17 protein-coding genes are annotated in these 19,390 nt (G+C 57.1%); 8 read left to right on the forward strand and 9 right to left on the reverse strand.

Annotated features, from left to right (window positions below):
- Positions 1-71: 71 nt before the first annotated feature.
- The 3 genes from acrD to narQ form a co-directional block, all read right to left on the reverse strand.
- Positions 72-3,188 (reverse strand): multidrug efflux RND transporter permease AcrD, encoded by a 3,117-nt coding sequence (gene acrD / locus PMI17_RS17105; protein WP_007890834.1) that lies wholly within the window; start codon positions 3,186-3,188, stop codon positions 72-74.
- A 194-nt stretch (positions 3,189-3,382) separates the two neighbouring features.
- Positions 3,383-4,015, reverse strand: a complete 633-nt coding sequence (locus PMI17_RS17110) for a response regulator (RefSeq protein WP_007890835.1) — start codon at positions 4,013-4,015, stop codon at positions 3,383-3,385.
- A gap of 58 nt (positions 4,016-4,073) precedes the next feature.
- A complete protein-coding gene (narQ, locus tag PMI17_RS17115; protein ID WP_007890836.1) occupies positions 4,074-5,762 on the reverse strand; it encodes a nitrate/nitrite two-component system sensor histidine kinase NarQ in 1,689 nt (562 codons plus the stop codon).
- A 243-nt stretch (positions 5,763-6,005) separates the two neighbouring features.
- Between narQ and PMI17_RS17120 the strand changes: the two genes are divergently transcribed.
- The 8 genes from PMI17_RS17120 to nudK all read left to right on the forward strand — a co-directional run bounded on the left by PMI17_RS17120 (position 6,006) and on the right by nudK (position 13,203).
- Complete coding sequence (locus tag PMI17_RS17120) at positions 6,006-6,278, forward strand: YdgH/BhsA/McbA-like domain containing protein (RefSeq protein ID WP_007890838.1); 273 nt, start codon at positions 6,006-6,008, stop codon at positions 6,276-6,278.
- A gap of 278 nt (positions 6,279-6,556) precedes the next feature.
- Positions 6,557-8,059: an L-asparagine permease gene (gene ansP, locus PMI17_RS17125; RefSeq protein WP_007890839.1), complete on the forward strand. Its 1,503-nt coding sequence runs from the start codon at positions 6,557-6,559 to the stop codon at positions 8,057-8,059.
- Between the two features lie 163 nt (positions 8,060-8,222).
- Positions 8,223-8,693: a ferredoxin-type protein NapF gene (gene napF, locus PMI17_RS17130; protein ID WP_007890840.1), complete on the forward strand. Its 471-nt coding sequence runs from the start codon at positions 8,223-8,225 to the stop codon at positions 8,691-8,693.
- Positions 8,683-8,961 carry a chaperone NapD gene (locus tag PMI17_RS17135; protein WP_007890842.1) on the forward strand — a complete coding sequence of 93 codons (279 nt, stop codon included), beginning with the start codon at positions 8,683-8,685 and terminating at the stop codon, positions 8,959-8,961. Before napF ends, PMI17_RS17135 begins: the two co-directional genes overlap by 11 nt.
- Positions 8,958-11,444 carry a nitrate reductase catalytic subunit NapA gene (gene napA / locus PMI17_RS17140; protein ID WP_007890844.1) on the forward strand — a complete coding sequence of 829 codons (2,487 nt, stop codon included), beginning with the start codon at positions 8,958-8,960 and terminating at the stop codon, positions 11,442-11,444. Before PMI17_RS17135 ends, napA begins: the two co-directional genes overlap by 4 nt.
- An 11-nt stretch (positions 11,445-11,455) precedes the next feature.
- Entirely contained in the window at positions 11,456-11,887 is a 432-nt protein-coding gene (gene napB / locus PMI17_RS17145) for a nitrate reductase cytochrome c-type subunit (RefSeq protein WP_007890846.1), read from the forward strand.
- A gap of 7 nt (positions 11,888-11,894) precedes the next feature.
- On the forward strand, positions 11,895-12,479 hold the full coding sequence (gene napC / locus PMI17_RS17150) for a cytochrome c-type protein NapC (RefSeq protein ID WP_007890847.1): 585 nt from the start codon (positions 11,895-11,897) through the stop codon (positions 12,477-12,479).
- 145 nt (positions 12,480-12,624) lie between these two features.
- Positions 12,625-13,203, forward strand: a complete 579-nt coding sequence (gene nudK, locus PMI17_RS17155) for a GDP-mannose pyrophosphatase NudK (RefSeq protein WP_007890851.1) — start codon at positions 12,625-12,627, stop codon at positions 13,201-13,203.
- Positions 13,204-13,291: 88 nt separating this feature from the next.
- Here the strand turns inward: nudK and PMI17_RS17160 are convergent, their stop codons facing one another.
- The 6 genes from PMI17_RS17160 to PMI17_RS17185 are packed head-to-tail and all read right to left on the reverse strand — an operon-like array spanning position 13,292 to position 19,390.
- On the reverse strand, positions 13,292-14,254 hold the full coding sequence (locus PMI17_RS17160) for a ribokinase (RefSeq protein WP_007890853.1): 963 nt from the start codon (positions 14,252-14,254) through the stop codon (positions 13,292-13,294).
- Positions 14,254-15,147, reverse strand: a complete 894-nt coding sequence (gene alsK, locus PMI17_RS17165) for an allose kinase (RefSeq protein WP_007890854.1) — start codon at positions 15,145-15,147, stop codon at positions 14,254-14,256. The genes PMI17_RS17160 and alsK overlap by 1 nt, the downstream gene beginning before the upstream one ends.
- The gene (gene alsE / locus PMI17_RS17170) at positions 15,144-15,836 is read right to left on the reverse strand and encodes a D-allulose 6-phosphate 3-epimerase (RefSeq protein ID WP_007890856.1); all 693 of its coding nucleotides are present in this window, start codon (positions 15,834-15,836) and stop codon (positions 15,144-15,146) included. Before alsE ends, alsK begins: the two co-directional genes overlap by 4 nt.
- Positions 15,836-16,885, reverse strand: a complete 1,050-nt coding sequence (locus PMI17_RS17175; RefSeq protein ID WP_007890859.1) for an ABC transporter permease — start codon at positions 16,883-16,885, stop codon at positions 15,836-15,838. Before PMI17_RS17175 ends, alsE begins: the two co-directional genes overlap by 1 nt.
- 17 nt (positions 16,886-16,902) lie before the next feature.
- Positions 16,903-17,892 (reverse strand): ABC transporter permease, encoded by a 990-nt coding sequence (locus PMI17_RS17180; protein WP_007890860.1) that lies wholly within the window; start codon positions 17,890-17,892, stop codon positions 16,903-16,905.
- Positions 17,885-19,390 (reverse strand): sugar ABC transporter ATP-binding protein, encoded by a 1,506-nt coding sequence (locus PMI17_RS17185; RefSeq protein WP_036621618.1) that lies wholly within the window; start codon positions 19,388-19,390, stop codon positions 17,885-17,887. Before PMI17_RS17185 ends, PMI17_RS17180 begins: the two co-directional genes overlap by 8 nt.

The raw sequence follows: 19,390 nt of genomic DNA on the forward strand, positions 1-19,390 counted from the left end.
TGGGGATTCATCAGCCCTACGGTTGGGGTATGCACGGGCGTAGGGGCGTCATTTATGACGACCTAATAAACTTAATCGTGCGGCTTCTCTTTCAGCGGGAAGCGACGACGTACTACCACAAAGAACAGCGGTACGAAGAAAATGGCCAGCACGGTGGCCGAAATCATCCCGCCCATCACGCCGGTGCCGACCGCATGCTGGCTGCCGGAACCCGCGCCGCTGCTGATCGCCATCGGCAGCACGCCGAAGATAAACGCCAGCGAGGTCATCAGAATTGGTCGCAGGCGCTGACGCGAGGCTTCCAGCGTCGATTCCAGCAGTTCGCGGCCCTTGCTGTTGATCTCATTAGCGAACTCAACGATCAAAATGGCATTCTTCGCCGACAAGCCGATGACCGTCAGCAAACCGACCTGGAAATAGACGTCGTTTTCCAGCCCGCGCATCCAGGTCGCCACCAGCGCACCGACCACGCCGAGCGGCACCACCAGCATCACCGAGAAGGGAATTGACCAGCTCTCATACAGCGCCGCCAGGCACAGGAACACCACCAGCAGCGAAATCGCATACAGCGCCGGTGCCTGCGAGCCGGACAAACGTTCCTGATAGGAGGCGCCGGTCCACTGGAAGCCAACCCCGAGCGGCAGCTGGCCCACCAGTTTTTCCATCACGTCCATCGCCGTACCGCTGCTGACGCCGTTAGCCGCTTCGCCCACAATTTCCAGCGCCGAGTAACCGTTATAACGCTCCAGACGCGGCGAACCGGTTTGCCATTGGCTGGTGGCGAACGCGGAGAAGGGCACCATGCCGCCGCTATTATTGCGCACGTACCATTTATTCACGTCTTCCGGCAGCATGCGGAACTCTGCGGCAGCCTGCACGTAGACTTTTTTCACGCGTCCACGATCGAGGAAATCATTGACGTACGTTGAGCCCCATGCGGTGGTTAAGGTGTCATTGATGGTATCCAGCGACACGCCAAGCGCCTGCGCTTTGCGCTGATCGACATCGATCTGCAGCTGTGGGCTGTCATCGAGGCCGTTATGACGCACGCGCGACAGCGCCGGATTGCTGTCAGCCATTGCCAGCAGCTTATCGCGCATCGCCATCAGCTGGGTGTGGCCGATGCCGCCGTGATCCTGCAACTCCATATCGAAGCCGGACGAGCTGCCCATGCCGGTAATCGCCGGTGGACTGCTGGCGATGACGCGACCCTCTTTAATTTTGTGGAAGGCTTTGGTGGCTCGCTCAATGATTGCGAAAGAAGTGCGATCGCTACCTGGACGCTCTTCCCAATCTTTCAAACGGACGAACAGGCGTGCCACGTTCTGGCCGTTACCGCCAGGGCCGGCACCGATGGTGGAGAACACCGAAACCACGTTATCTTTCTCGGCGGTCATGTAGTAATTCTCGACCTTGGCAACCACGTCCGAGGTTTGCTGCAGCGTTGACCCGGCGGGCAGTTGCACCTGCGTCAGGAACACACCGCGATCTTCCAGCGGCAGGAACGAGGTTGGCAGGCGGATAAACAGAAAGGCCATTACGCCGATAATCGCGAGATAGAGCAGCAGCCAGCGGCCGCCGTTGCGCAGGATTTTGGCCACGCCGCGCTCGTAGCGCTCTGCGCTGGCGTTGAAGGTACGGTTGAACCAGCCGAAGAAACCGCGACGACCGTGATGATGGCCTTGCTGCAGCGGTTTCAGCAGCGTCGAACAGAGCGCGGGCGTCAGAATCATTGCCACCAACACCGACAGCACCATGGCCGACACGATGGTGATCGAGAACTGGCGATAGATGGCACCAACGGTGCCGCCGAAGAACGCCATCGGCACAAACACCGCCGACAGCACCAGCGCAATGCCGACCAGCGCGCCCTGAATCTGCCCCATCGATTTGCGCGTCGCAGCGCGCGGCGACAGGCCTTCCTCGCTCATGATGCGCTCGACGTTCTCAACCACCACGATGGCATCATCCACCAATAATCCGATCGCCAGCACCATCGCGAACATGGTCAAGGTGTTGATGCTGTAGCCAAAGGCGTAGAGCACCGCAAAGGTGCCGAGCAGCACCACCGGCACCGCAATGGTGGGAATCAGCGTGGCGCGGAAGTTTTGCAGGAACAAATACATCACCAGGAAAACCAGCAGGATCGCTTCCAGCAGGGTTTTCACCACGTCTTTAATCGAGGCTTTAACAAACGGGGTGGTTTCGTAGGCGACTTTGGCTTCCAGCCCGTGCGGGAAATAGTTCGACAGCTCGGCAATACGCGCACGCACCAGTTTGTCAGTGTTCATCTCATTGGCGCCGGAAGCCAGCTTGATGCCGAGTCCGGATGCTGCCTGGCCGTTGTAGCGACTGAGGAAGTCATATTTCTCTGCGCCCATCGCCACCTCCGCCACATCGCCGAGCGTCACCACCGAGCCGTCGCTATTGGTCTTCAGCGTGACCGCTTTGAACTGTTCGGGGGTTTGCAGCATCGACTGCGCATTCACGGTGGCGTTAAGCGCCTGCTTATCCACCGACGGCAAGCCACCGACCTGGCCGACCGCAACCTGCGCATTCTGCGATTCAATGGCGCTCACCACATCTTCGGTGGTCAGCGCGTAGGCAATCAGCTTGTTAGGATCGAGCCAGATACGCATCGCATATTGTGAGCCGTAGGCATCTACCTGGCCGACGCCATCGATACGGCTGAGCGGATCCTGAATGTTACTGGCGACATAATCTGAAATATCCTGTTTGTCCATACTGCCATCGGTAGAGACAAAGGCAATCATCAGGATATTGCTATCACCGGTTTTATTGACCGTCACGCCCTGTGACTGTACCGCCGCGGGCAGTTTGCGTAGCGCACTTTGCAGTTGGTTTTGCACCTGCTGACGCGCTTCGTCGGGATTGGTGCCGGCGGTAAAGGTGAGGGTGATTTGCGCCTGGCCGGTATTGCTGCTGTTCGAGGACATGTACATCAAATTATCGATACCGGTCATGTTCTGTTCGATAACCTGCGTAACGGTATTCTCCAGCGTTTCCGCTGATGCGCCGGGATAGTTAGCGGTGATGCGCACGTTGGGCGGCGCGAGATCGGGATATTGCTCAATCGGTAGCGAGATGATCGCCAGCGTGCCGCACAGGCAGAGTAAAATAGACAGAACCCAGGCAAAAATGGGGCGGTCGATAAAAAAATTCGACATGGAACCGACACTCCTCAACTGCGTATTTTTTACTTTTATTATGATGAGCGTGATGCACGGAAGGCTTCACGCTGGCGGAGTGCAAGGTGCTCTCTCGAAAACGCCTGCTGCAGTTACTTTACGCGGCGTAAATTAGAGAATCGTGAGTAAATTATGGAGAAAGTGTAAATGCAATGACGGATTTTTGTACGCAGCTACACATGGCGGCTCTCCAGCCACAGTACCGTCGCGGCAACGCGCGAACGCACATCCAGTTTGCGCAGCAGATTGCGAATGTGCACTTTCACCGTTTCTTCCGAGATATGCAACGTGGCGGCGATCTCCTTATTGGATAAGCCACGCGCCACTTCCTGCAGCACATCCAGTTCACGTTCGGTGAGCTGTTTAAACGGATTCGACGTCGGCTGACGCGTAGCGAGATAGTCGGCCACCGCTGCGCTAAACACATTCTCACCTTTCGCGCCGCGCATCACCTGCGCCAGCAGCCATTCGGGTTCGCTGTCTTTCAGCAGATAGCCGTCGGCGCCCGCATCTACCATGGCATAAATATCATTGCGCGCATCAGATACGGTCAACACCAGAATGCGTGCGGCAATGCCTTCATTACGCAGTGCTTTCAGCGTATCCAACCCGGACATGCCTTTCATGTTGAGATCCAGCAGGATGACATCCGGCGACAAACGGCGCGCTTCAGCCAGCGCTTCGGTACCGTTGTTGGCTTCGGCCACCACTTCCAGGCGTGGCTCCAGCGCCAGCAGCTGGCGAATACCTCGGCGCATCAGCGGATGATCGTCAACAATCATAATTGTCAGGGAAGGGTTAGCCATAAGGTCTCCAGTATCAAATTTCGTAGGGTCGTCATGCATGGCGACCTGATGCGCAATGTTAACTCAGCCGGTGCGCGGGGCGTGGCGGAAAACGCAGCGTAACCCGCGTGCCTTGCGGCTGCGGGGTAATCATCAGCGTGCCAGAGAGCCGCGCGGCGCGTTCCGCCATAATGGTCAAACCATAATGTCCCGGCGGCTCTTCGAGGCTGCTAATGCCGCAGCCGTCATCTTCAATGGTGAGCAAGTGGTCCTCTTCAGCGACACGCTGATAGTGAATCTGAATGTGCTGCGCCTGGGCATGGCGAATCGCATTGAGCAGCGCTTCGCGCGCAATCTGCAGCACATGCACCTGCTGCTGGGCATCCAGCATCTGCAGGCCGGGTTGATAATCAAAGTCGATCGCCGCCTGCGACTGCTCTTGTAACGGCGCAATCATCGCCTGCATCGCCTGTACCAAATCTGCTTGCTCGATCGTCAGGCGGAAAGTGGTCAGCAACTCGCGCAGCTGCTGATAGGCTTCCGACAGCGCGCGATCAAAATCGGCAATAATCGCCTGGGCCTGCGGCTGCGTGTCATCAACATTACGACGCAGCAGGGCCAATTGGATGCGCAGGAAGGAGAGGGATTGCGCCAGCGAATCATGTAGTTCACGCGCAATGGTGGCGCGCTCTTCTATTAATAGCATCTGCTGATACTGTTTCTGCGTCTGCCAAATCCACAGAGCGCGCGCCAGCATGTTCGCCAGGCTCTGCATCAGTTCATCGGCAGGCGGTGCCCGGCGGGTTTGCCAGCAGAGCTCGCCCAACCGCTGCTCTTCCTGCAGCAGCGGCAAACGCTGCCAGCTCACATCATCCGCCGCCACACCGGCCTGAAACTCAATGCCCTCGCTGGAGATTTTCAGCACCGTTAACGCTTCACGGCGTTGCACCAGGCGCAGCAGGCCCTGGAAAAGTTCCGGATTGGGGGGGCTGCTGGTGAGAATTTGTGAGCTCTCATACAGCAGGGACAGCGTGCGATTAGCGGCGGTAAGATCTTCAGTTTTTTCCCGTACCGCGCACTCCAGCAGGCGATAGTGTGAATGCAGCCGCTCCGCCATGGTGGTGAAGGCCTGCGCCAATACGCCGAGCTCGCTTGGCTGTTCCACCTGCAACGCCGGAAAACTGAAATTCGCCTGCTCGACATATTGGCTGGCGGTAACCAGCGAATTAAGCGGTCGTACCACGTTGCGGCGGATGAAGCGAATCGTCCACAGCGCCAGCGCGACAATCGCCAAAAAGCCAAACAGGCTGCTGGCGGCCACCAGATGCATTTTCAGCTCAGCATAGTGCTGTAAAGCCAACACAAAGCGGTCGATTTCGCTGACATAGCTGGCAACGCGTTGCTGATAAATCTGCGCCCGTTCGGGTTGCAATGTCTGCTGGAGCATTGGCCAGCTGTCGCGTAGGTAGCGATAACGGCTGCTGACTTCCAGCGGCACCCACGGGCGCTCAAGATGCCGTAAGGCTGGAGAGTCCAGCGTTTGCCGATAGAGTTGCGTGTGAAGTGGCAATTGCTGTGAATCGCGCGCGCTATCCCACGCCAGGCGGTAAATCTGCATGCGCAGCGAGCCGGCAACGTTGACGGCTTCGGCATCGCGCAGGCTGCTGGAGAGCGTCATCAGCGCCAGCCCGGTGGTCAGCAGCGATAACAGCACAATAACGCTGAGCGCACGCGCAATGGTGCGAGTAACGGGACGTTTCACAATCACGGTAATAACCCTTTTAAGATCGGGGGATTATAGGGCAGCCGCGCGGTGACGGCGAGTCAGATCTCGTCACATCAGGTTACTTTTAGCAGAGAAAACCAGTTCTCTTTACCTTTCCCTGGAAAACTCGCGGTTAGCTGGCGAATTATTGAACGGCTTTACCGCATGCTCAACCTGGTTTTCATTGCGTGCGTGATAATCAGTCCTGTCACGCTTAAACCCTACGGAAGACAACAGGAGCATCTCATGAAGACACGTTATGCCGTTCTGACTGCTGCACTGCTTGCCACCGCAAGTTTCTCGACGCTGGCAGCCGATCCAATGAGCGCCACTCAGGCACAAAACCTGCAAAGCGCGGGCACCGTTTCCATAAGCGGCGTGCGCGGTTCGCTGGATGATGCAACACGCCATCTGTCGCAAAAAGCAGAAGAGCAAGGTGCCAGCCACTATCGCGTTATCGGTGTGCAAAACCCAGGCGATTCCAGCCTGTGGAGCGGCACCGCAGAGATTTACCGTTAACTCCCTCCAGTAGTTATCCCTGTAGCAATCCCTTTTCCGGCCAGCCCTCTGGCCGGTTTTTTTGTGCACCGCGACGGATTATTACAATTCAACTCGCGCAGCCTGGCGGTATTTTTTGCTTCGTTCATGCAGAACGGGTAGGATTCATCGCCGTAAATTCCCGCCCCGTCTCGCGACATCGTTCCGCCGCGCTGGCACCGGGTTTTACCCCATTTCGCACCGCCATACGCAATCGTTTGGTTAGGCGGTGATTGATGGTCAGGACAAACAGGATAGCTATGAAATCAACTAAAAAAACCGCAGCCGAACAACGCGCTGCGAAAAGACGCTGGCTCAACTCTCACGACAGCGGTTACCACAAAGCTATGGGTAATCGTCAGGTACAAATGATCGCCATCGGCGGTGCTATCGGTACCGGTCTGTTCCTCGGTGCTGGCGCGCGCCTGCAAATGGCCGGTCCGGCACTGGCACTGGTTTATCTGGTGTGCGGTATCTTCTCCTTCTTTATCCTCCGTGCGCTGGGCGAACTGGTGTTACACCGTCCTTCCAGCGGCAGCTTTGTCTCTTATGCGCGTGAATTCCTTGGGGAAAAAGCGTCATATGTTGCAGGCTGGATGTACTTCGTTAACTGGGCGATGACCGGTATCGTTGATATCACCGCGGTCGCGCTCTACATGCACTATTGGGGCGCGTTTGGCGATGTACCGCAGTGGGTGTTTGCCCTCGGCGCGCTGGCGATTGTCGGCACCATGAACATGATTGGCGTGAAGTGGTTTGCCGAAATGGAGTTCTGGTTCGCACTGGTGAAAGTGCTGGCTATCGTGGTGTTCCTGATCGTGGGTGTGGTGTTCCTCGGTACCGGTAAACCGCTGGACGGCAACACCACCGGCTTCCATCTGATCACCGATAACGGCGGTTTCTTCCCGCATGGCTTGCTGCCGGCGCTGGTGCTGGTGCAGGGCGTCGTATTCGCCTTCGCCTCGATTGAGCTGGTAGGGACGGCGGCGGGGGAGTGTAAAGATCCCAAAACCATGCTGCCGAAAGCCATTAACAGCGTGATCTGGCGTATCGGTCTGTTCTACGTCGGCTCCGTAGTGCTGCTGGTGCTGCTGCTGCCGTGGAATGCTTATCAGGCGGGACAAAGTCCGTTCGTGACTTTCTTCTCCAAACTCGGCGTGCCTTATATTGGTAGCGTAATGAACATCGTGGTGCTGAGCGCCGCGCTGTCGAGCCTCAACTCAGGCCTCTACTCTACCGGGCGTATTCTGCGTTCGATGTCGATGGGCGGATCTGCGCCACAATTCATGTCGAAGATGAGCAAACAGCAGGTGCCGTTTGCCGGTATCCTGGTGACCATTGCCGTTTACGTTATCGGCGTGGTGCTGAACTACTACGTGCCGTCGCAGGTATTTGAAATCGTACTGAACGTAGCATCACTCGGCATCATCTCGTCGTGGGGCTTTATCGTGGTGTGCCAGATGCGTCTGCGCAAAGCGATAAAAGAGGGCAAGGCGGAAGATGTCAGCTTCAAGCTGCCGTGGGCACCGTTCACCTCGTGGCTAACGCTGCTGTTCCTGGTGAGCGTATTGGTGCTGATGGCGTTCGATTATCCGAACGGCACTTACACCATTGCATCGATCCCGCTAATAGCCGTGGTGCTGGTGCTGGGTTGGTTTGGCGTACGTAAACGCGTCAATGCTGAAGCGATGAAAGAGCATGAACATCATGCTGACGATCAGGATGATGCAGCGCCAACGCTGGCGGACGATAGCGCGCGTTAATCGTAGCCATTCTCATCTGCGGGGGCCTTTTGGCCCCCGTTTTTATTTCAATTCACCTTCCCTTGATCCCACATCGGGATTTAACCCTTTGGGGTGATATAGCCCTCATTAGCGTCAGGTTATTTTACGCACCATCTCTCATTCCCCCCTTTAAGGTGAACCGATGGCGCTGTCGCGACGTGAACTCTTTACCGGGCAGCGCGTAGCGTCTGCTGACGGCATTGCTTTGCCGTGGTGGCGGGGAGAGAAAGGGTGTGACGGCTGCGGTAAATGCGTGGCTGCCTGCGAAACCCACATCATCCGCCTTAATCGCGCAGAAGAGCCGCACCTCGATTTTATGCAGGGCGAATGCACCTTTTGCGCGGCCTGCGTGGAAATCTGTCCACAGCCGCTGTTCAACGCGCGTGATAGCGCACCCTTTTCCCAGCGTATTCGCATCGACAATCGCTGCATCACTCTCCTCGGCGTGAATTGCCGCAGCTGTCAGGAGAGTTGTGAGCAGCAAGCTATTCGTTTCCAACTGATGCCCAACGGCATCGCACAGCCTGAAACCTTACCGCAGCACTGCACCGGTTGCGGCGCGTGTATCGCGCCATGTCCGGTTTCAGCCACAGGATTACATCATGAACCATGAAAACAGTTGGCACGTTTGCGGCCTGGTAATTCAGGCGCGACCGGCGTCGATTCCCAGCGTAAAACGTGCGCTGCTGGCCTTTGCCGATAGCGACATCGCGGCCGAAGACGCCGCACGCGGCACGCTGGCGGTGACGCTCGGTGCGGCAGATAGCGCCGCGCTGCTGCGCAATATTGAAGAGAGCCGCAACATCGCTGGCGTGTTGGCGGTATCGCTGGTGTATCACCAGCAGGACGAAATTGAAGAACCTTGTAAGGAAGCATCATGAGCATAAGTCGTCGTGATTTTATGAAGGCCAATGCGGCGGCTGCTGCTGCCACGGCTGCAGGACTCACCATTCCCACCGTCACTAAAGCCGCTACGGCGCTGGCTGCACCGATTCGCTGGGAAAAAGCGCCATGCCGATTCTGCGGCACCGGCTGCGGTGTGCTGGTTGGCACCCAGGATGGCCGCGTGGTGGCCTCGCAGGGCGACCCGCAAGCAGAAGTGAACCGGGGTCTGAACTGCATCAAAGGCTATTTCCTGCCGAAGATCATGTATGGAAAAGATCGTCTGACTCAGCCGTTGTTGCGCATGACCGACGGTAAATTTGCTAAAGATGGCGAATTCACCCCGGTGAGCTGGGATCAAGCCTTCGATATTATGGAAGAGAAGTTTAAAGCCGCGCTGAAAGCCAACGGCCCGGATTCGGTTGGCATGTTCGGTTCTGGCCAGTGGACGGTGTGGGAAGGCTACGCCGCATCCAAGCTGATGAAAGCCGGTTTCCGCACCAACAACCTCGATCCGAATGCGCGTCACTGCATGGCTTCGGCGGTGGTGGGCTTTATGCGCACCTTCGGCATGGATGAGCCGATGGGCTGCTATGACGATATCGAGCAGGCCGACGCCTTTGTGCTGTGGGGCTCCAACATGGCCGAGATGCATCCGATCCTCTGGTCACGCATTACGGCGCGTCGTCTCAGCAGTGACAACGTCAAAGTCGCGGTGCTTTCCACCTATCGTCATCGCAGTTTTGAGCTGGCCGATAATGGCATGGTGTTCACGCCGCAGAGCGATCTGGCGATCCTCAACTTTATCGCCAACTACATTATTCAGAACAACAAGGTCGATAAAACCTTCCTGCAGAATCACGTGACGCTGCGCAAAGGCGTGACTGACATCGGCTACGGCTTACGTCCAACCGATCCACGTCAGGCTGCAGCGAAGAACCCCGACAGCGGCGAATCGACGCCAATGAGCTTTGATGAATTTGCCAAATTTGTCTCGGAGTACACGGTCGAAAAAGCCAGCGAAATGAGCGGCGTCGAGCAGGATCAGCTGATCGCGCTGGCGCAACTGTATGCCGATCCAAAAGTTAACGTGGTGTCGTACTGGACCATGGGCTTCAACCAGCATACGCGCGGCGTGTGGGCCAATAATCTGTGCTACAACCTGCACTTATTAACCGGCAAAATCTCGCGTCCGGGCACCGGTCCATTCTCGCTCACCGGTCAGCCGTCGGCGTGCGGCACGGCGCGTGAAGTCGGTACTTTCTCGCACCGCTTGCCAGCTGACATGGTGGTCAATAATGACAAACACCGCGCCACTGCCGAGAAGCTGTGGAAGCTGCCGCAGGGCACCGTACCCGCCAAAATTGGTTTGCACGCCGTAGCGCAGGATCGCGCGCTGAAAGATGGCAAGCTCAACGCTTACTGGGTGATGTGCAACAACAACATGCAGGCCGGTCCGAACGTGACGCAGGAGCGTATGCCGGGCTGGCGCGATGAGCGCAACTTCATTGTCGTGTCCGATCCCTATCCAACCGTGAGCGCGCTGTCAGCCGATCTGATTCTGCCTACCGCCATGTGGGTAGAGAAAGAGGGCGCCTATGGCAACGCCGAGCGTCGTACCCAGTTCTGGCATCAGCAGGTGAAGGCGCCGGGCGAGGCGAAATCCGATCTGTGGCAGCTGGTTAACTTCTCCAAACGTTTCAACGTTGCTGAAGTCTGGCCGCAAGCGCTGATTGAGCAGCATCCGGAACTGCGCGACAAAACGCTGTTTGACGTGTTGTACGCCAACGGCCAGGTCAACCAGTTCCCGCTGAGCGAAGTGGCGGATGATCGACTGAATGACGAAGCCCGCGAGTTCGGCTTCTATATCCAGAAAGGCTTGTTCGAAGAGTACGCCAGCTTTGGTCGGGGTCACGGCCACGATCTCGCCCCGTTCGATGCTTACCACGAAGCGCGTGGTCTGCGCTGGCCGGTGGTTGACGGCAAAGAGACGCGCTGGCGCTATCGCGAAGGTTACGACAGCTACGTTAAAGCCGGTGAAGGTGTGCGTTTCTACGGCAAGCCGGATGGCAAAGCGACCATTTTCGCCCTGCCGTACGAAGCGCCAGCGGAATCACCGGATGACGAGTTCGATCTGTGGTTCTGTACCGGCCGCGTGCTGGAGCATTGGCACACCGGCACCATGACGCGTCGCGTGCCTGAGCTGCACCGTGCGGTGCCGCAGGCGCTACTCTATATCCATCCGCTTGATGCCAAAGATCGCAATTTCCGTCGCGGTGAAAAGGTTCGCGTGGTGTCACGCCGTGGTGAAACCATCGCCACCGTCGAAACGCGCGGTCGTAATCAGCCGCCAAAAGGCCTGGTGTTTATGCCGTTCTTCGATGCCGGCGTGCTGGCGAATAACGTCACGCTGGATGCTACCGATCCGCTATCGAAGCAGACCGATTACAAAAAATGCGCCGTCAAGCTGGTTAAAATTTAAGGCAGGATGCAATGAAACCCTTAATCACACTCGTTACGTTGGCCGCCCTGATGCTCGGCGGCACGGTTTACGCTAATAACGGCGTCGATCTCAATCAGTCACCGGAAGTGACCGCTACGCAGCAGGGCACCATTCATCAGCCCAAAGAGCAGAGCCGTAAGCCGCTCAACTACGTGAATCAGCCGCCGGTGATCCCGCATAGCGTGGATGGCTATCAGGTGACGAAAAACGTTAACCGCTGCCTGCAGTGCCACGGCACGCAGAGCTACCTCACCACCGGCGCGCCGCGCGTTAGCCCAACGCACTTCACCGATCGCGATGGTTTGGTGAGCAGCACCGTATCGCCGCGTCGCTACTTCTGCCTGCAGTGTCACGTGCCGCAAACCGATGCTAAGCCGGTGGTGGAGAACACCTTCAAACCGGCTGATGGCTTCGGTAAGTGAGGAAATGATGAAAGAGAAACTTCTGCGCATCTGGCGCTGGTGGCGACGTCCAAGCCGTCTGGCGCTGGGCACGCTGCTGATTCTGGGCTTTGCCGGCGGGATTATTTTCTGGGGCGGCTTTAACACCGCGATGGAGATGACCAACCGCGAGCAGTTCTGTATTGGCTGCCATGAGATGCGTAATAACGTCTACCAGGAGTATATGCAGACGGTGCACTACAACAACCGCAGCGGCGTGCGTGCCACCTGTCCGGATTGTCACGTGCCGCACGAGTGGGGCCCGAAGATGCTGCGTAAAATTCAGGCGAGCAAAGAGGTGTACGCCAAGATTTTCGGCATCATTGATACGCCGCAAAAGTTCGAGGATCATCGCATTGAGCTGGCGAGAAACGAATGGCGCAGGATGCAAAACAACAACTCGCAGGAGTGTCGTAACTGCCACAACTTCGATTATATGGATTTAACCGCGCAGAAAACCGTGGCGGCGAAGATGCATACCAAAGCCATTGAGGAAGGGAAAACCTGTATCGATTGCCATAAAGGCATTGCGCATCATTTGCCGGATATGAAAGATCAGCCCAACGGTTTTTAATAGGTAAACCGTGCAAGCTTCAACCGTACGGTCGCCATTTATGGCGACCTGGTTTTTTCAAACGTCCAACCTCACAATTCAGATAGTTTTCCATACCGCTTCGGCCTATTATCTCAGGCTCCCTCAAATCTGCAGTGGAGCGGCTATGTCGTTAAAGATCAACATCATCAAAGATAAGTTGTTGTCAGAAAACTGGTTTGTGCTGCGCAACTTCACCTACGAACTCACCCGCAACAACGGCGAAGTCGTGCGTCATAAACGCGAAGTCTACGATCGCGGCAACGGCGCAACTATCCTGCTGTATAACACTGAAAAAAATACCGTTCTGCTGGTTCGTCAGTTCCGCATCGCCACCTATGTTAATGGCAATACCAGCGGCGAGCTGATTGAAACCTGTGCCGGATTGCTGGATGACGATTCGCCGGAAGATTGCATTCGTAAAGAGGCGATTGAAGAGACCGGCTATCAAGTGGGAAAAGTAGAGAAAATTTTTGAAGCCTATATGTCGCCGGGCGGCGTAACCGAACTGATCCACTTCTTCGCGGCGGAATACAGCGATGCGCAGCGTGCCAACAAGGGCGGCGGCGTCGAAGATGAAGAGATCACCGTGCTGGAGCTGAGTTTCCCGGAAGCGCTGATGATGGTAAAAGATGGCCGCATTCGCGATGGCAAAGCCATTATGCTGCTGCAGCATGCGCAGATTGCCGGCTGGTTGCAGGCGTAAACACAATCTCCAAATTGCACAGTTTCGTAGCGGCGCGATTTATCGCGCAATAAATTGCGCCGCTACAGGAATGTGTGGCCATCTTGCCTTAAACACACTCACCCAACGCTTCCAGAATGCAATCCGGATACGCCTGCAACCTGGCCAGCGCTTCTGCGTAAGAGGGCATCGAGTGTGCCGCACCAGAACGCTCCACACACAGCGAAGCATAAGCCGCGGCAAACAGCGCCGCCTGCGGCAGCTCATCGCCGGAAGCGAGACGCGCCGCCAGTGCGCCATTGAAGGCATCGCCCGCGCCGGTGCTATCCAGCGGCTGAGCCGGAAACAGCGGAATACGTAATGCCTGTTGTCCGGCAACAGAGAGCAAGGCACCCGCAATCCCCAGCGTAATGATGACCTGACGTGCGCCTTTGCGGTGCAGCACTTCTGCGGCCTGCTGCGCGCTGGTGAAGTCGGTTACCTTCACGCCAGTCAGCTGCATCGCTTCGGTGCTGTTAGGTGTCAGCAAATCCACCTTCGCCAGCAGCGCATCTGTGACTTTCTGCCACGGTGCGGGATTCATGATCACAAAGGTGCCACCGGCGCGCGCATTGTCGATCATGCGCTGAATAGCGCTGAGGTTATTCTCCAGCTGAACCAGCAGAATATCGGCGGCAGCCACCGTGGGTTGGCAGCGCGCCACTTCCGCAGCGGTCACGGTGGTGTTGGCGCCAGGATAGACCGAAATCATGTTCTCGGCATCGTCGCCCGCCACGTAAATCAGCGCATTGCCGGTCGGTTTTTCTTTGCAGGTAAACAAGGTAATGGCATCGAAACCGGTCTTTTCCAGATGACGGCGCGCAAACATGCCGAAGTCATCATTACCTATTTTGCCGATGTAGTGCACGCGCGCCCCGGCACGCAGCGCCGCCGTCGCCTGGTTGGCGCCTTTGCCGCCCGGTCCCATCATGCTGGTATGGGCGGTGAGCGATTCGCCGGGCATCGGGAAACGGTTCATCACCGCCACCACGTCGAGGTTGAACGAGCCAAACACACACACTTTTCCTTTCATCATGCACTCCTGAACAGACGTTCGGCGGCTAAACAGGCACCGCGGCACCCGGTGTGATCGGTGGATTGGCTAAACACGATCTTCAGGCCGTCACGCGTAGCGGGTGGACGTAAATGCTGCTGAATCTGACTGCGCAGCTGCGCCAGCGGGAAGTCGGCCATGGCCAGCACGCCGCCGCCGAGAATCAGGTATTCCGGATCGAGGATGTTCATTTCGGTGGCAATCAGCTGCGCCAGCCGCTGTACAAAAGCCTGCAACTCCGCATGTTCGCGATGTTGGCTAAACAGCGCTGACATGCCGGTTTCTGGCACGTTGCTGGCTGCCCAGCGGCTCAGCCAGTGGCCGGAGGTCACCGTTTCCGCACAGCCGTGATTGCCGCACGGGCAGGGCAGATGGTTACCGGCAATCGGCACGTGGCCGAGTTCACCGGCACCGCCGTGCTGACCGTGATAAAACTGGCCGTTAAGCCACAAGCTGTTGCCCATGCCGGTGCCGGGATACAAGCCCACTGCACTGTCCGGCAGCTGCTCCAGCTGCAGTAAATCCCACAGCATCAGGTGGTTAACATCTTTGTCCATCGCCACCGGTACGCCAAGCCGCTCGGTGAGCAGCGCGGCAACCGGTTGCTGATCCAGCGCCTGGATAAACGGCAGCGAAATCACCTGCTGGCGGTCGCGGCTGAGAATGCCGGGCAAGCCAAGCATCACGCCGCTGACCGGCTGCTGCTCCAGCGTTTCACTGATCAACTGCCCCAATGCGCTTAAGGCATCGGGCTGCTGCGCCCAGCTGGCCGTCGGCACTTTACGGAAGCTCGACCAGATACGGCCGGCTTCCATCAGCTGCAGACGTGTGCCGGTGCCGCCAATGTCGATACCGAGCCAGCATTTTTTCATGCGGATACCTGCGCCAATCCCTGAGCCTCATCAATGCTTTCGCGCATCATGTTCCAGGCGGTTTCCAGATCGTCGTGAATATTGAACAGACCGGAGGTGCCGACAATCAGCACTTCTGCGCCAGCGCCAACCAGCGTGTTGTAAGTACGAGTATTGCAGGAGCCATCAATCTCAATCAGATAGTGATAGCCGTTGGTCTGCTTTAGCGTTTTCAGCTCTTGCACCTTCTGCACCATTTCCGGAATAAACGGCTGTCCGGCATAGCCCGGATCGACTGTCATCACGGTGATCTTATCCACCAAATGAATGTAGTGATGGATAAACGAGACCGGTGTGGCCGGGTTCAGCACTACGCCGACTTTTTTGCCGAAGCTGCGGATCATATTGATCACACGGAATGCGTCGCGGTTGATGGTTTCGGCGTGCGGGCAGATGTAATCCGCACCGGCTTTCGCAATCACTTCAATGAAATCGGTGGGTTGCTCGACCATCAAATGGACATCCAGCGCCACCTTGGTAAACGGGCGAATCTGCTCAATGAAGAACGGCGACAGCGTGATATTTTTCACGTAGTGACCATCCATAATATCGATGTGAAGGAAGTCGGCGCGGGAGTCCAGCACGGCGAGCTGGTGCTTGATCTCCATCAGATTCATACACATCAACGACGGGGAGACTTGAATACGCATCATACTTCCTTTTTTTCGGTCAAAGGGTTAAGCGCCGCAGCCAGTTTGCTGAGCTTGACGGCACGATGTTCGTTAAAGCGGGTTTTAAATTGTTTGAAGGCCAGCACCACAATCAGCACCGCGCCCCACATCGCCAGGCTGACGTGCTGGCTGATGTTCATCAGGTTGAAACCGGTGGAGAGCACTTGCAGCGCGATCAGCGCCAGCACCACGCCGGTGACGCGCCCAAAACCGCCGTTGGGATCGGTACCGCCGAGGATGATCGCCAGCACCGTTAACAGCAGGTAAGCGTCGCCGTAGCCCATACGCGCCGAGTTAAAGCGCGCCATCATGATCAATCCGGCTAACACGCACAGCAGGCTGGAGATGACGTACACCAGAATCACCATACGATGGGTATTAATACCGCTGAACCAGGTGGCGTTGATGTTGCTGCCGCCCATGTAGATGCATTTACCGGCGCGGGTTTTGCCGAGGAACAGCGCCAGCAGCGCGGCGGCAATCAGAAATACCCACAGCGGCAGCGGGACGCCGAGCAGCGTATCGGAACCGAGCGCCTGCACCACCGACGGCATGCCGCTCACCGCCGCGCCTTTGGTCAGCCAGATGCCGATACCGTTGAGCGTCATCATGGTGGCCAGCGTCACCAGAATCGGGTGCGCACCGATGCGCGTGACCATCACGCCGGTAATCACGCCAATCACCGTGGCGATCAGCATTGCGCCAATAATTGCCATCAGTAGCCACAGCAGCTGCATGCCGGTGCCAGCATCGGCGGGCAGGGCGCTCATCAGCGTCCAGGCGATAAACAGCGCCGTCAGGTTGGCGGTGGCAATAATCGCCAGATTGAGGCCGCCGCTGAGAATCGCGATAAACATCGCCAGCGTCAGCAAACCGAGTTCGGGCAGCTGAAACGCCATGCTCATAAAGGTGGAGTCGGTGAGAAAGCGGCCTGGCAGCATGACGGTGAAGATCGCCAGCGCCAGCGCAATCAGCAGCATCAGGCCGATATTGGTGCCGTCCGGACGCAGAGCAGAGAGTGATTTCATATTTTTTGCTCCTGTGGTCAGACGAAACTGACGTCAGTTTCTTTACGTTTTTTGTAATGAGTCACGGCGATGGCCACCATGATCACGCCGCCCACCACGATGTTCATGAAGTAGTTGGAGACGCCAATCAGGTTGAGGCCGTTCTTCAGAATGGCGATAAGGAAGACGCCCATTAGCGTGCCGCTCACCGTGCCTTTGCCGCCCATCAGGCTGGCACCGCCGAGTACGGTGGCCGCCAGCACATCCAGCTCGCCGCCGACCAGCGCATTCGGCACCACTTCACCCATGCGATAGACCTGCACCAGCCCGCCAATCGCCGCCATCGCACCCAGCCAGCCGTAGGCGAACAAATGAATCAGACCCACGCGAATACCGATACGGCGCGCTGATTCGGCATCGCCGCCTACCGCATACAGCTGGCGACCCAGATTGGTTTTGTTCAGCAGAAGCGCGGTCAATCCGGCAATCACCAACATGGTCACCAGCGGCAAGCCAAGCTGGAAGCTGTTGCCTTGCCACGTAAACGGCAGCACGCTGCGCAGGGTGATCCACCAATCCGGCAATGAATAGAGACTTTTGCCGCCGGTCACCCACATCAGCAGACCAAACAGCAGCGACTGCATGCTGATGGTGATGATGATCGACACCACGCGCAGCGTGGTAATCAGCAGGGCGTTAATCACGCCAAACAGCGTGCCGCACACCACCGCCAGCAAGATGCTGAGCACGGCGTTATCAAACTGGAACTGCACAAACAGCGAGGCGATCAGGTATTGCACCACCGACGCCACCGCCGCGAAGGAGATGTCGATGCCACCGGTCACCAGCACCACAAACAGGCCGAGCGCGAAGATGCCGGTGACGGCGTAGCTTTCCGCCAGATCGAGCAGGTTTTGCACCGTCAGGAACTGGTCGCTGGCGGCGGAGAAGAACAGGATAAAAGCCAGCAGTACCCAGGCGAGCCAGCCCTGGCTGGAGTGCGGGCGTAAACGAGAAAAATCAGGCATTGATCACCTCTGCCAGCTGGTGTTGCTCAACGGTATCGGGTTGGTATTCGGCATGAACGGTGCCATCACGGAAGTGCAGGATGCGGTCGCAGTTGTACCAAACTTCGGGCACCTCATCGGAAATCAGAATGATCGACAGACCCTCCTTCGCCAGCGCATGAATCAGCTGATAGATACTGGCTTTAGCGCCGACATCTACGCCGACCGTCGGCGAATCAAGAATCAAAATACGCGGCTGCGTCAGCACCCACTTCGCCAGCACGATTTTCTGCTGATTACCGCCGGAGAGCGTGGAGATCGCCAGATTGGGATCGGCGACGCGCACGCCGAGCTGCTGAATCCACTGCAGGATCAACTTGTTCTTGCGGTACTCATCAATAATGCGAAAACGGTTTTGCAGCTTGTCGAGGATCGGCAGCACCATGTTGTCGGCCACCGATTGCTGCTGCACCAAACCGAGGGTGAGGCGATCTTCGGAGACATAACCGATCCCGGCCTTAATGGCATCTTCATGGCCACGAAAGCGCACCGGTTTGCTGTCGAGCCAGATCTTGCCGCTGTCCGGTTTGGTCATGCCAAACAGTGACAATGCCAGTTCGGTGCGGCCGGAGCCGAGCAGGCCGCATAGGCCGAGCACTTCGCCCTGATAGAGTTTGAAATTAACGTCGTGATATTGGCCAGCACGCGTCAGTTTCTCGACTTCGAGAATCAAGCGATCGTCATTGCGGGTCGGCGTTTTTAGCTGATAGTCGAGCTTCAGCCCGGTCATCAGTTCGGTGAGATGGTGCGGCGTCATCTCTTTGGCGGGCCAGCAGCCCATTTTGCGGCCATCGCGGATTACCGTAACGCGGTCGGAGATCTCCAGCACTTCATCCAGACGATGGCTGACAAACACCACGCAGATGTTTTTGTCTTTCAGGTAACGCACGGTGCGCAGCAGCTGATTCACTTCGGTACGCGTTAATGATGCCGTTGGCTCATCCATAATCACCAGCCGCGCATCGGCAACCAGCGCACGACAAATCGCCACCTGCTGGCGCTGCGCAATCGACAGGGACGACACTTTTTCATCCAGATTGAGTTCGAACTTCAATTCATCAATGATGCGCTGTGCCGTTGCACGCAGTTTGGCCTGGCGATGCCAGCCGAGCAGGCTATTCAGGTTGTGCTCAAAGGCGATGTTTTCCGCCACGCTGAGATTGGGGAACAGCGACAGATCCTGGTAAATCACCTGGATGCCGAAGTCACGCGCCTGACGGGTGGTCAGACGCGGGAAGCTGGGGCCTTCACCCAGCGTAATACGGCTGCCGCTATCCGGGGCGTGCACCCCGGAAATGACTTTGATTAAGGTGCTTTTGCCACAGCCGTTGGTGCCAGCGAGACAGTGCACTTCGCCAGCCAGTAGGGTCAGCGAGATATCGCTCAGTGCGCGATTGCCACCAAATGTTTTCGACAGGTTGTCGAGCGCAATTAGCGTCTGTGGGATCACCTCATTCAT

The sequence above is a fragment of the Pantoea sp. GM01 genome, from assembly GCF_000282675.1.
Lineage (GTDB): Bacteria > Pseudomonadota > Gammaproteobacteria > Enterobacterales > Enterobacteriaceae > Pantoea > Pantoea nemavictus.

Excerpts from the sequence above, each read along its gene's own strand:
- acrD (WP_007890834.1), bottom strand. The coding sequence starts at position 3,188 with ATGTCGAATTTTTTTATCGACCGCCCCATTTTTGCCTGGGTTCTGTCT.
- PMI17_RS17110 (WP_007890835.1), bottom strand. The coding sequence starts at position 4,015 with ATGGCTAACCCTTCCCTGACAATTATGATTGTTGACGATCATCCGCTG.
- PMI17_RS17120 (WP_007890838.1), top strand. The coding sequence starts at position 6,006 with ATGAAGACACGTTATGCCGTTCTGACTGCTGCACTGCTTGCCACCGCA.
- ansP (WP_007890839.1), top strand. The coding sequence starts at position 6,557 with ATGAAATCAACTAAAAAAACCGCAGCCGAACAACGCGCTGCGAAAAGA.
- napF (WP_007890840.1), top strand. The coding sequence starts at position 8,223 with ATGGCGCTGTCGCGACGTGAACTCTTTACCGGGCAGCGCGTAGCGTCT.
- PMI17_RS17135 (WP_007890842.1), top strand. The coding sequence starts at position 8,683 with ATGAACCATGAAAACAGTTGGCACGTTTGCGGCCTGGTAATTCAGGCG.
- napA (WP_007890844.1), top strand. The coding sequence starts at position 8,958 with ATGAGCATAAGTCGTCGTGATTTTATGAAGGCCAATGCGGCGGCTGCT.
- napB (WP_007890846.1), top strand. The coding sequence starts at position 11,456 with ATGAAACCCTTAATCACACTCGTTACGTTGGCCGCCCTGATGCTCGGC.
- napC (WP_007890847.1), top strand. The coding sequence starts at position 11,895 with ATGAAAGAGAAACTTCTGCGCATCTGGCGCTGGTGGCGACGTCCAAGC.
- nudK (WP_007890851.1), top strand. The coding sequence starts at position 12,625 with ATGTCGTTAAAGATCAACATCATCAAAGATAAGTTGTTGTCAGAAAAC.
- PMI17_RS17160 (WP_007890853.1), bottom strand. The coding sequence starts at position 14,254 with ATGAAAGGAAAAGTGTGTGTGTTTGGCTCGTTCAACCTCGACGTGGTG.
- alsK (WP_007890854.1), bottom strand. The coding sequence starts at position 15,147 with ATGAAAAAATGCTGGCTCGGTATCGACATTGGCGGCACCGGCACACGT.
- alsE (WP_007890856.1), bottom strand. The coding sequence starts at position 15,836 with ATGCGTATTCAAGTCTCCCCGTCGTTGATGTGTATGAATCTGATGGAG.
- PMI17_RS17175 (WP_007890859.1), bottom strand. The coding sequence starts at position 16,885 with ATGAAATCACTCTCTGCTCTGCGTCCGGACGGCACCAATATCGGCCTG.
- PMI17_RS17180 (WP_007890860.1), bottom strand. The coding sequence starts at position 17,892 with ATGCCTGATTTTTCTCGTTTACGCCCGCACTCCAGCCAGGGCTGGCTC.
- PMI17_RS17185 (WP_036621618.1), bottom strand. The coding sequence starts at position 19,390 with ATGAATGAGGTGATCCCACAGACGCTAATTGCGCTCGACAACCTGTCG.